Here is a 10,550-nt window from a genome sequence, read left to right as displayed (position 1 = left end):
TAGGACATTGCTAACTGCCCGGCCTCTCCGGAAGGTGCCCTTGGTGCGGGGTGATCAGCTGAGGACCGACGTTCCAGCCGTCGAGCAGCACGCGGCGCTCCTCCGACGGTACGCCGTCCCACTCGCAGCGGAGCACCCGTTCTTCGCCGGGCAGCAGGTCGACGGCGTTGTCGTCCCAGCGCATCCAGCCCCGTGCGGCGGCCGGCCGGGCGTCGAGCAGGCGCAGGAACGGCGCCGCCGGCCCGTCCTCGTGCCGCACGCGCAACGTCCACGTCGTGCCGGCGGTCTCCAGGTGCGTGGAGACCCTGGCCTGGCGGAGGGTGAGCAGCTCGGCGAAGTCGGGGCCGGAGGTCAGCAGGTAGCGGTTGCCGGTGGACAGGTCCAGGAGGAGCAGCTCCCCGTCACCGGCGCACCGGATCTCGCCGAGCGGCCGCGGCGGGCCGCCTTCGGTCGTCCAGTGCTCCTTGGCGAGCTCGCTCCCGTCCAGGCGGAGGAAGCGGGCCGTGACCTCCGCCGGGCCGTCCGACCAGGCCCAGACCGTGGCGGCGACCTCGCCGTCCACGCGCTGAGCCGGGAGCGCGGCGCAGACGTGGACGTTCCGGTACGCCCGGCGCACGTAGTGGTAGACGGCCTTGGGCTCGCCGAAGTAGTCGACGGCGGCCGTGCACCAGCCGTTGGGGAAGGACTCGTTGAGCTGCCACGGCAGCACGCCACAGCTCTCGGGCCGTCGCAGGTTGGCCTCCACCGCGTACCGCAGCCCGTCGGCCTGGAGGAACTGGCTGGCCCTCGACATGGTCGCGAGGTCGCCGATGGCGCCCCCGAACGCCTCCTGGACCAGCGGCTCGTTGTTCCACCACCGGCCGAGGTGGTCCCAGACGGGGTGGCGGGTCGTCGGAAGGCGGCGCGCCTGCTCGGGCACGACCGACTCGATCGCCCGTACGTTGCTCATCCCCTCGACCCCGAACTCGCTGAGCAGCAACGACCGGCCCCGGTCGTAGAAGCCGTAGTGATCGGACAAACCCTGGTGCTCCCACGGGCCGTGCGCGTCGTGCGGGCTCGGGCCTTCGAAGGTGTTGCCGAACACCGGCCCGGACGGGGAGGTCGGCAGCCAGTGCCGGTCGGGGTCGAGCCGCGCCACGACGTCATGCAGGGCCTGGAGCACCGGGGATTCGGCGTCGGTCAGCGGGACGCCGTCGGCTCGCTGCAACTCGTTCCCGCCGCACCAGACGGCCAGGCTGGGGTGGTTGCGGCGGGCGGGCACGATGCGCTCGGCCTCCCACGCCATCCGCGCGACGAACGCCTCGTCCTCGCTGGGCACGCTGCGCATGCCGGAGCTGGACTGGGCGAACTCCTGCCAGACCAGAATCCCGTACTCGTCGCACAGGTCGTAGAACATGCCGCTCTCGATGAGCCCGCCGCCCCACACCCGCAACATCGTCACGCCGGCGTCGCGGGCCAGCGTGAGGAGGTGCCGTACCTTGGCCTCCTCCACCGCGCCGTAGAGAGCGTCGGCGGGCACCCAGTTCCAGCCCTTGATCGTGACCGGCTCCCCGTCGACGGTCAGCCGGTACGGGAGCGTGCCCGCCTGGTCGGCGCGGAACCGTACGTCGCGGAAGCCGACGCGTACCCGGCGCTCGTCGCCCTTCACCGCGGTGGTCAACTCGTAGAGGTGGGCCTCGCCGTGGCCGTTGAGGTGCCACCGGCGGGGCTGCCCGACATCGAGGACCGCGTGCTCGCCGGTGGCCGTCGCGACCACCCGGCCGTCGGCGTCCCTGAGCGTGTGCTCGACGTCCGCTTGCGGGCCGTCCAGCTCGGTTCTCACGACGATCTCCGTGCCCGCGGGCCGGGCCCAGACGTCGGCCAGCCTCGTGGGCCCGGTGACGCGCAGCCGTACGGGCCCCCACAGTCCTTGGTGCACGATTCGCGGGCAGAAGTCCCACCCGTACCCCATCCGCCCCTTGTGCACACTGACCTTGGCCGTGTAGCCGACCTGCGGCTCGCTGACGGGCGCCGGGTCCACGACCACGGCCAGGCTGTGTTCGCCCGTGATGAGCCCGGTCACCTCGACGACCAGCGGGACGTACGTGCCCTCGTGCGTGGCGATGCGCTCGCCGTCGAGGTAGACGGAGGCGGAGTGGTCGATGCCGTCGAACTCCAGGTACGCCCGCTCCCCGGGCGCCATGTCCGGCGCGCTCAGCCGGGTCCGGTAGACCCAGGTCCGCTGCGACACCCACTCGGAGAGCAGGCTCTGCCTGCCGACGTACGGGCTCGGCACCTGGCCGGCGGCCAGCAGATCCGCCAGCACGCTGCCCGGCACGCTGGCGGGAACCCACCCACCCGCGCCGCGGCCGTCCCTGGCGTGGAGCTGGGCCCGGTGCAACTGCCAGTCGTCCCCGAGGAAACCCCGAAGCTCCCATCGCTGATCCATGAGCGCCTTCCGTCCGATGTATGGGATCGTTCCCACAAAGATCCTAGCCTCGCCCGTACGGACGCTGGAGGCGAGGCTGTGTCGGCGAACCCCGTCACCCGGGTGGCGCACCGGCGGCCATGGCCTTCACGTCCGCGGTCGTCACCAGCCTCCCCCCGATTCCCCAGTCGCCGCTCTTGACCTCCTCGAGAATGACCAGGGTCAGGGAGCGCATGTTCTCGCCCTCGATCTCGACCATCGCATCGGTCAGCTTCTGTACGATCTCGGCCTTCTGCGCCTCGCTGAACACCCCTTCGATGACCTTCACATTGATGAGCGGCATGAGTTCCTCCATTCGACGCGATACGCGAACTGCACCCAGACGCCCGGAACCTGAGCTGAACGGTCTCTTCGAAGACCCATGACGTGCGCTGCGCGCCCGGGAGTCTGCAGGTGTACGAGATCCGGCTCGGCCCGCTCATCGAGAGCGGGTCATCGTGGTTCCCCTGAGCGGGCCCCCACCCGCTCGCCGATCGTTTCCCGCCGGACTTGTCTCTCAAGGCCAACATGCTCACGAACGCCTCCGGCAAACGCGGCCGTCCATGGGATAACCTCGGCAGGCCGCGCAGGCGGGCGCTACCAGCCTCCGACGGACCTCACTGCGGCTGGACAGGCCATCCTCGGTACGACGTCATGTCAGCTGCGAGGAGTGCGCCGGGCGGCGGCTTGTGCCGAGCGAGCTGGGCGTCGGGCTGCGGCATGCTAGCCGGTAGATCGCGGTGTCGAGCCCGTCGGCGAACAGTGCCAGCGGCGGCCCGTCCGCAACCTGCGCCAGACCGGACGGGCAGACGGTCATGCCGCCGGTCAGGCTGCGATGTTCTCCTGGTGAGCCGATCTCGGGCACGGCGAGGTCGAAGACGGCACGCCCCCCGACCGGGCTGGGCGGGGTCGTCGCCAGGTAGCACAGGTGCCAGCAGCCGTCTGTGTTCCACCAGGTGGGCGCGGACGCCTCCAACGCGGCCCGGCCGAGCGCCTGGACCTTGCCGGTCTCCAGGTCGACCGCATGCAACTCGCAGGACAAGCAGCCGGGGTCGAGCTCCGGGGTCGCCCAGCTGAGTACTGCGAGGGGGCCGCCATCCGGACGCTGCGCCATTTCGACGACGTGCCTGTCGCCGAGTCCCTCCACCATTCGCGCCCGGCCGGACTTCAGCTCGAGCAACCACAATCGGCCATAGGGCACCTGCTCTCCCCATACCTTGGCGTCGTCGCGTTCGGCCGTCCTGCGCTCGTCCTCATCGGTCGGCGGCGCCGCGGCCACTACCGCGATCCGCCGGCCGTCGGCGAGTGGCAGGTAGTCGAAGATCCCTGCCTGCCAGGTGGTCAGCGGCTCCGCCTCGCCGCCCTCAAGGGATATCCGATGCAACTGGATGGTGCCTCGCTGCATCCGATCCGATCCGAAGTAGAGCAGGTCGAATCCGGCGCCCAGCGCGGGATGAAGTCTTTCGCCGTTCCCTCGGTCAGCTTCCTGGGTGATGAGCTCTCGTCAGTCGCGGCGATCCAGATCGCACTGCTGGGATGGTCCTCAGTCCGCCCGACCGGGGCGACCGGGTAGGCGACCCAGCGACCGTCCGGGGAGATCACCGGATGCAACGGTATGGCACCTTCAACGACCAGTTGCGGCGTGATCTTACTCAGCAATCTCGTCCTCCAGCGTCAAAGGCGGCGATCGGGGCAATAGCGATCATGCCTTCCGTCTCGCGGCATAGACGGCTGGATGCCTCAGCTCGGCGGCTTCTACGCCCGCCGCGGTCTCGGCAAGCTCCGGGCCCGGCGCGAACGCGACGTCAGCTGCCCTACTTCGCCGGCCGCCGGCTCACCGCGGTGGGTGGTGGCCTGCCTGGTGCGTTGCAGACGCCACCACTCCACCGCAGGGTCACCTCATCAGTCCCAGGCGGGGTCGCGTCGCATCGTCCACACCTCCTTCCAGGACAGGCCGCCGTCCGCCGGTTGCGGAGGGCAAGATTCGGGCTGGTACGTCCGGGCGCCTCGGCGTGGTCGCACCATCGACGCGCCCCGCCAAGCCGCACCGAGCCCGCCGGAGTGCCGGTAGCGGGTCCTCGCCACCCGCAGCCGGTCATCGTCGCGGGCGGTGTCCACCTTCACAACCCGTGAGCTCACCAGGTCACCCGGAGCGAGTTCACGCCGTACACGACGCTGAAGACCCGGAAGTCCACCTGCTCGTCCGGGTCGGCCAGGGCGAGGCCGGGGAACCGCTGGAGCAGGAGGGGGAAGGCGATGCGCATCTCCATGCGAGCCAGCGGCGCCCCGAGACAGTGGTGCACGCCGTGGCCGAACGCGACGTGGCCGGCGGCTCCCCGGCTGATGTCGAGGGTCTCGGGATCGTCGACGAAGGCAGGGTCGCGGTTGGCGGCGGGAAACGAGCAGAGTACGAACGATCCCGCGGGAATGACCTGCCCGGCGATCTCCACCTCCGTCGTGGTCGTGCGCGGCGGCAGCAACTGCACGACGGACAGCCAGCGCAACAGCTCCTCGACGGCGGGCTCGACCTGGGCCGGATCGTCGCGGATCATGGCGAGCTGGTCCGGGTGCCGCAGCAGGGCCAGCGTGCCCAGGCCGAGCATGTTCGAGGTGGTCTCGTGCCCGGCCAGCAGCAGCAGTTTCGCGATGCCGATCAACTCGTCGGTGCTGAGGTCGTCGCCGTGTTCGCGTACCAGCATGCCGAGCATGTCCTCGCCCGGGTCGGCCTGGGCGCGGGCGACCAGGCCGGCCATGTAGGCGTGGTCTTCCCGCTGCGCCGTGACGCGCTGCTCCATCGGCAAGGAGGTGTCCAGCATGCGCACGGAGCGATCCTGGAACGCGGCGCGGTCGGCATGCGGTACGCCCAGCAGCTCGCAGATCACCAGGGAGGGCACCGGCAGAGCGAAGTGCGCCACCAGATCGGCCGGCTTGCCCGCCCGCTCCAGATCGTCCAGGGCCGCCCGGACGATCTCGGTGATGCGCGGCTCCAGCCGGCGCATCCGGCGTACCGTGAACTCCGGGGTGAGCATCCGGCGCAGCCGGGTGTGCTCCGGCGGGTCCAACCCGATCAGCTGCCCGGCCTGCATCTTGGCCAGCTCGTCGGGGCTCATCTGCCCGGATCCGGGGAACGGCGTCAGGGCACTGCTGAACCGGGCCGGGTCCGCCAGCACCCGGCGGACGTCCTCGTGGCGGCAGACCAGGTATGCGGGCAGGCCGAACGGCGTCTCCACGCGGACCACGCCCTCGCCGTCGCGGGCCCGGGCCAGCTCCTCTGCCGGGTCGAGCCCGGTGCGCCGTAGCTGCAGCGGCAGTTCGTTCGTTTGCGTCATCGTCCGTCCATCCGTCCTGTGCTTGGCATTCAGCGTCTTTGCGCGGTGTGAACCGCGGTCCCGAGGTGGTGCACGCGCCGGCGGACCGCCGCTGCTGTCGTGCTGCGCGGCGTCCTGCGGAGATGTGCGCTAGGCGTTCGGTCCCTTGAACACGCCGAGCTGCCGCATCTGCGACATGACGTCGACGACCGCCCAGGTCTCGGCGACCCGCCCGTCGGCGAAACGGGCGATGAGAATCTCCTTGTACGTGATGGACTTGCCGGTCGGCGGCACGCCCATGTACTCACCCTCGTGCGTCCCCGTCACCGTGTTCCTGGTGACGACCCGGTCCCCTTCCGCGATCACGTCCTCGATCTCGACGTGGAGGTCGGGGAAGGCCCGGCGCAGCACCGCGAGCACCTCCTTCATCGCCGACGTCCCCGTCGTCTCGATCGGCAGCGGCGTGCGGATCTGCACGTCCGGTTGGACGACCTCGTCGATCGTCCTGGAGATGATCTCCTCGTCGCCGGTGCTGACGGCGTCGTGGAAGCGGCGGAGCGTCTCCTTGTTGCGTTCCGCCGTGGTGATGATCGACATGTGGCCTCCTCGGGCTCCTGAGGGTTTTGGGGTGGGGGTGTCCGCCTGGGGCGGAGAAGTAGACCGTCTTTCAGCCGGTCCTCGGCCCGCTCGCTCGGGCCGTCCAGCATCCAGGGCAGGATCCGCGCGGCGTCCGCACCGACCAGGCGAGCGTTGACCTGGCCGAAGTACCGCCACTGCGACTCGGTGACGATCGCCTGGACCAGCGGCAGCACCTCATCCGCCTCATGCCTGAGATGCGCGGTCAGGCCGGACCTTCTTGAACCGCTCCCAGCCGGCCAGGAGCGCCTGCACGATCCACAGGAACATGTTCATCGAGGTGTTTCACCTCGGCTCTCGGCCTGGAGGGCGGCGTCGACGCGGTTGTGCCGCCGCGCGGAAGGCCCCAGAAATCGTCGCTCATATCCAGGCGACGAACGGGCGGCCTCCCGGGGGACACCTCGGACCCGGGAATCCGGAACTGTTCGTTCCGGCGGGTCGGGAACCACCGCTCGGGCGTCGAGGCCGCTTCACGGTCTCCTCGGGGCCCAGCAACGCGCGGGCGATCTCGCCGGGGGGTTCGCAACCCGCCTGCGCGGCGCAGAGGCGGGGGAGACGCCTGACGCACTCGCCGCCGTCCGACCGATCAGTGCTGTTCGACCCGATCGAGGAGGTGCGCACGGACCGCCGGCATCGCGCCGGGTGGTGCTCGTCGGCGACGCGGCCCGGTACGTGACGCTGTATGGCGGTCGGCCGGCGGCACCCGCCGCTCAGGCGCTCCGCCCTGGTGCCCGCCCGGACGCCGCGCTGACGTCGGCAGGGCCCAGGTCGGCAAGGCGGGCGGCGGCTCGCGAGCGCCAGAGAGGCTCCTGCACCAGATCAAGGAGCGGTGGAAGTACCGGCGGGCCTCCTCGGTGCGGGTCGCCGCGCCCGGTTTCGTCAGGATGTGGGAGACGTGCACGCCCGCCGTACTCGGCGAGATGTGCCCTTCCACCCATCGGGCTGGGCCTTCCCCGCTTTCTGACGACCCGCGCCCTTTCGCGCGCTCTCCCGCCCGCGACCGAGGTGCTGTCCTGCGAATCCGAGGGTGCCCGTGCTCAGGCGTCGGGCAGGAGGTGCTTGAGCAGGGTCTCACCGATGTCGCCGAGCTGGCGGACTTGTTCGGGCGTCAGGACGTCGATCAGGTGAGCGCGGACGCTTTCAAGATGGCGGGGGGCCGCGGACTGCAGGGCGGCCAGGCCCTCATCGGTGAGGACGGCGAGCCAGCCGCGCCGGTCGGAGGCCACATGTTGGCGTCGCACCCATCCGGCCTGTTCCAGCTTGCCGATCGCGTGCGTGATGCGGCTCGGCTTGGAGTGGGTCCAGCGCGCCAGCTCGTTCATGCGCATCGTCCGGTCCGGAGCCTCCGACAGCAGGACGAGCAGCTCGTAGTAGGTCGGCGGCATACCGGCGGCCTCCTGTAGATCCCGTTCGAGCCGGTCGAGCAGCAGCCGGGTGGCCAAGCCGAATGCCCGCCAGCTGCGCTGTTCCTCGGCGTTGAGCCATCGCGTCTCCGTCACTGAACCAAACTATCACGCTGGACATTTGCGTACTGAACCATTTGGGGCTAACGTTCCGAAGTGTTGTTCAGTGCTGAAATATCTAGGATGAAGTGTCGAGGTTCTGGATCATGCGCTTCTTTCGCCTTCCGGCCACCGCCGCGGCACTGCTGGCCGCTGCCGGCATCGGCGTGGCCTGCCCGGCGCAGGCCAGGAGCCCGCGCTGGCACGCCGATTGGGGCACCGCGGCCCAACCGGCCGCACCGACCGCGGGCTGGTACGGCCCCAACTGGTCGCGGGAGGGCTTCACCAACGACTCCCTGCGGCAGGTGGTGCGGCTCACCGACGGCGGTGTCAAGGTCCGCAGCCGGTTGTCGAAACGTGTACGGCACCAAGCCTCTGCGCATCGCCGGAGCCACGGTGGGCCGTGCGGGCACCGGCGCGCCCGTACGACCGGGCACCATGCGCGAACTGCGTTTCCACGGACAGCCCGCGACCGTGATCCCGCCGGCCGCGAGATCGTCAGCGACACCACGCCGCTGGCGACCTGGCCCCGCGAACAGCTGGCGGTGACGCTCCGGCTGAACGCGCCCACCGGGCCCGCCACCTCAAGACCGCCTACGACAGCGGCGACCACATTCACCTCAACGACACCGGCTACCGCGCCATCGCCGGCGCCATCGACCTGACCACGCTCTGAACGCTTCACTGGAAACGGAACCCTCATGGACACGTTCGTGAACATCGCCATCGTCTACTACTCCGCCACCGGCACGATCACCGAGATCGCCCGCGAGATGGCCGAGACCGCCGAGAAGTCCGGAGCCAAGGTACGGCTGCGCCAAGCCGCCGAACTCGCCCCGAAGGAGGCGATCGACTCCAACCCCGCCTGGGCGGCGAACCTCGCCGCGACAGCCGACATCCCCACGGCCACCGCCGACGACCTGGTCTGGGCAGACGGCGTCCTGCTCGGCTCCCCGACCCGCTTCGGCAACGTCGCCGCCCAGCTCAAGCAGTACCTCGACACCCTGGGACCGGTCTGGCAGCAGGGCCTGCTGGCCGACAAGGTCTACAGCGGCTTCACCTCGGCCGGCACCGGCCACGGCGGACACGAAGCCACCCTGCTGGCGCTGTCCCACACCTTCCACCACTTCGGCGGCATCCTCGTCCCGCCCGGCTACACCCACCCGGCCAAGTACGCCGACGGCAACCCCTACGGCACCTCCCACCTCGACCAGGGCGGCACCGCCCCCGTCGACGACACCACCCGGGCCGCCGCCCGCGTCCAAGCCGAACGCGTCGTCAGGTTCACCCGCGCCATCAAGGCGGCTGCCTGACATGCCGGCGGCCGGGCACGAGATGGTGAGCCATGAGCTCGCAGATCAGCGGGCGCATGCTCTGGCGGCCGGGTGACGAGGGTCTCGAGGAGACCTGTTCGGGGTGGTTGCTCACGGTCGAGCATCAGCCCGCAGTGGTCGCCGCCGACGCCGATGACGTGGCGGGAGCCGTCCGGTTCGCGGCGCAGGCAGTCCTCCCGATCACTGGCCGCACGTACGGCTTTGCCGCCGATCATGTCCGCTCGCTCGACATCGTCACCGCCGACGGCGAACTCCGCACCGTCTCGACCACCCAGGAGCCCGACCTCTTCTGGGCCGCACGGGGTGGTAAGAGCAACTTCGGTGTCGTGGTCGCGGCCGAGATCGAGCTGCTGCGGCTGCGTACCGTCTACGGTGGCGAGCTGTACGACCCGGGCGAGAACCCCGCTCACGCCGCCCATGTGCTCAGCACCTTTCTGGGCTGGGCGGGGCAGTAGCCCGATGAGATGTCCTCCTCCGTGACGCTGCTGCGTCTCCCCAACGCGCCGCGACTGCCCGAGGAACTCCGTGGCCGCTCCCTCGTGCAGACCCGGGTGGTTCACACCGGAGACAAGGAGCAGGGCGCACGACTTGGTGGAGCCGTTGCGTGCGCTCGGCCCGGAGAAGGACACCTGCGGCGCATTGCCATACGCACAGATCACCGAGATCTACCAGGATGTCTCCGGCGGACCGCGGCACTTTCACGAGCTGGTTCAACAGTCCGGTTGACGACCAGGCGGTTCCGGTCCGCAGAGCGCGAGCAACCGTGTCGTGCCGCAGCCCGCCCCTCGAGGGCGGCGGGATGACGAAGTCGGCTTTCGCGCGCCGCAGGTAGTAGCCGGCGGCCAGGCCCGCCGGCCCGCCGCCGATCACCAGGACGTCGACGGGCCGAGGAGCGGCCGTCATGCGGGGAGCAGCTCCAGCTCAGTGCGTCCTACAGCAGCCTGGGAGGCAGGCTCGGGAACGGACCCGGCGAGCGGGGCGAACAGGGCGCCGAGCTTGTTCACCGCCTCGGGGATGATGCGGTAGTAGACCCAGGTGCCGCGCCGCTCGCCGTCGATCAGCCCGGCGGTGCGCAGCACCTTGAGGTGGTGGGAGATGGTGGGGGCGGTCAGGTCGAAGGTGCCGGTCAGGTCGCAGACGCAGGCCTCGCCGCCGGCGTGGGAGCCGATCATGGACAGCAGGCGTAGCCGTACGGGGTCGGCGACCGCCTTGAGCATGACGGCGAGCTCGGCGGCGGTCTGTTCGGCCAGCGGTTCGCGGGCGATCGGGGCGCAGCACTGGCCGGTGGGGACGGTCATGACAACCCCTCCTGATTCGAAGTCTG

The 10,550-nt window shown here is 70.3% G+C and carries 11 protein-coding genes and 1 pseudogene; 3 read left to right on the top strand and 9 right to left on the bottom strand.

Annotation, left to right across the window (positions count from 1 at the left end; genetic code table 11):
• Nucleotides 1-10: 10 nt before the first annotated feature.
• From E1292_RS50805 to E1292_RS03050, 7 genes are all read right to left on the bottom strand, one after another.
• On the bottom strand, nucleotides 11-2,428 hold the full coding sequence (locus E1292_RS50805) for a glycoside hydrolase family 2 protein (RefSeq protein WP_165974338.1): 2,418 nt from the start codon (nucleotides 2,426-2,428) through the stop codon (nucleotides 11-13).
• A gap of 94 nt (nucleotides 2,429-2,522) precedes the next feature.
• Entirely contained in the window at nucleotides 2,523-2,762 is a 240-nt protein-coding gene (locus tag E1292_RS03075; protein ID WP_220446637.1) for a tautomerase family protein, read from the bottom strand.
• Nucleotides 2,763-3,098: 336 nt separating this feature from the next.
• Nucleotides 3,099-3,851: a hypothetical protein gene (locus E1292_RS03070; RefSeq protein ID WP_132591746.1), complete on the bottom strand. Its 753-nt coding sequence runs from the start codon at nucleotides 3,849-3,851 to the stop codon at nucleotides 3,099-3,101.
• Between the two features lie 497 nt (nucleotides 3,852-4,348).
• The gene (locus E1292_RS03065; RefSeq protein ID WP_132591744.1) at nucleotides 4,349-4,585 is read right to left on the bottom strand and encodes a hypothetical protein; all 237 of its coding nucleotides are present in this window, start codon (nucleotides 4,583-4,585) and stop codon (nucleotides 4,349-4,351) included.
• Nucleotides 4,582-5,775, bottom strand: a complete 1,194-nt coding sequence (locus E1292_RS03060; protein ID WP_132591742.1) for a cytochrome P450 — start codon at nucleotides 5,773-5,775, stop codon at nucleotides 4,582-4,584. The genes E1292_RS03065 and E1292_RS03060 overlap by 4 nt, the downstream gene beginning before the upstream one ends.
• 129 nt (nucleotides 5,776-5,904) lie before the next feature.
• A complete protein-coding gene (locus E1292_RS03055; protein ID WP_132591740.1) occupies nucleotides 5,905-6,351 on the bottom strand; it encodes an ester cyclase in 447 nt (148 codons plus the stop codon).
• Between the two features lie 1,076 nt (nucleotides 6,352-7,427).
• Nucleotides 7,428-7,889, bottom strand: a complete 462-nt coding sequence (locus E1292_RS03050; protein ID WP_132591738.1) for a MarR family winged helix-turn-helix transcriptional regulator — start codon at nucleotides 7,887-7,889, stop codon at nucleotides 7,428-7,430.
• 704 nt (nucleotides 7,890-8,593) lie between these two features.
• Here E1292_RS03050 and wrbA point away from each other — a divergent pair.
• From wrbA to E1292_RS52170, 3 genes are all read left to right on the top strand, one after another.
• A complete protein-coding gene (gene wrbA, locus E1292_RS03045; RefSeq protein ID WP_132591736.1) occupies nucleotides 8,594-9,205 on the top strand; it encodes an NAD(P)H:quinone oxidoreductase in 612 nt (203 codons plus the stop codon).
• Between the two features lie 32 nt (nucleotides 9,206-9,237).
• Entirely contained in the window at nucleotides 9,238-9,681 is a 444-nt protein-coding gene (locus E1292_RS03040) for a hypothetical protein (RefSeq protein ID WP_181958176.1), read from the top strand.
• Nucleotides 9,682-9,814: 133 nt separating this feature from the next.
• The gene (locus E1292_RS52170; RefSeq protein ID WP_181958175.1) at nucleotides 9,815-9,952 is read left to right on the top strand and encodes a hypothetical protein; all 138 of its coding nucleotides are present in this window, start codon (nucleotides 9,815-9,817) and stop codon (nucleotides 9,950-9,952) included.
• A gap of 72 nt (nucleotides 9,953-10,024) precedes the next feature.
• Here E1292_RS52170 and E1292_RS53405 read toward each other — a convergent pair.
• Nucleotides 10,025-10,129 (bottom strand): annotated as a pseudogene (locus E1292_RS53405) (NAD(P)-binding protein); the annotation flags it as partial.
• Nucleotides 10,126-10,524, bottom strand: coding sequence for an ArsR/SmtB family transcription factor (locus tag E1292_RS03035; protein WP_132591734.1), 399 nt, complete (start codon nucleotides 10,522-10,524; stop codon nucleotides 10,126-10,128). The gene E1292_RS03035 and the pseudogene E1292_RS53405, both read right to left, overlap by 4 nt.
• Nucleotides 10,525-10,550 lie beyond the last annotated feature (26 nt).

The organism is Nonomuraea deserti (assembly GCF_004348685.1).
GTDB classification, from domain to species: Bacteria; Actinomycetota; Actinomycetes; order Streptosporangiales; family Streptosporangiaceae; genus Nonomuraea; species Nonomuraea deserti.
The sequence above is the reverse complement of the archived record's forward strand: the minus strand, read 5'-3'. Positions and strand labels throughout refer to the sequence as shown.

Coding starts and splice junctions, on each gene's coding strand:
- E1292_RS50805 (WP_165974338.1), bottom strand. CDS start 2,428: ATGGATCAGCGATGGGAGCTTCGGGGTTTCCTCGGGGACGACTGGCAG.
- E1292_RS03075 (WP_220446637.1), bottom strand. CDS start 2,762: ATGGAGGAACTCATGCCGCTCATCAATGTGAAGGTCATCGAAGGGGTG.
- E1292_RS03070 (WP_132591746.1), bottom strand. CDS start 3,851: ATGCAGCGAGGCACCATCCAGTTGCATCGGATATCCCTTGAGGGCGGC.
- E1292_RS03060 (WP_132591742.1), bottom strand. CDS start 5,775: ATGACGCAAACGAACGAACTGCCGCTGCAGCTACGGCGCACCGGGCTC.
- E1292_RS03055 (WP_132591740.1), bottom strand. CDS start 6,351: ATGTCGATCATCACCACGGCGGAACGCAACAAGGAGACGCTCCGCCGC.
- wrbA (WP_132591736.1), top strand. CDS start 8,594: ATGGACACGTTCGTGAACATCGCCATCGTCTACTACTCCGCCACCGGC.
- E1292_RS03040 (WP_181958176.1), top strand. CDS start 9,238: ATGAGCTCGCAGATCAGCGGGCGCATGCTCTGGCGGCCGGGTGACGAG.
- E1292_RS03035 (WP_132591734.1), bottom strand. CDS start 10,524: ATGACCGTCCCCACCGGCCAGTGCTGCGCCCCGATCGCCCGCGAACCG.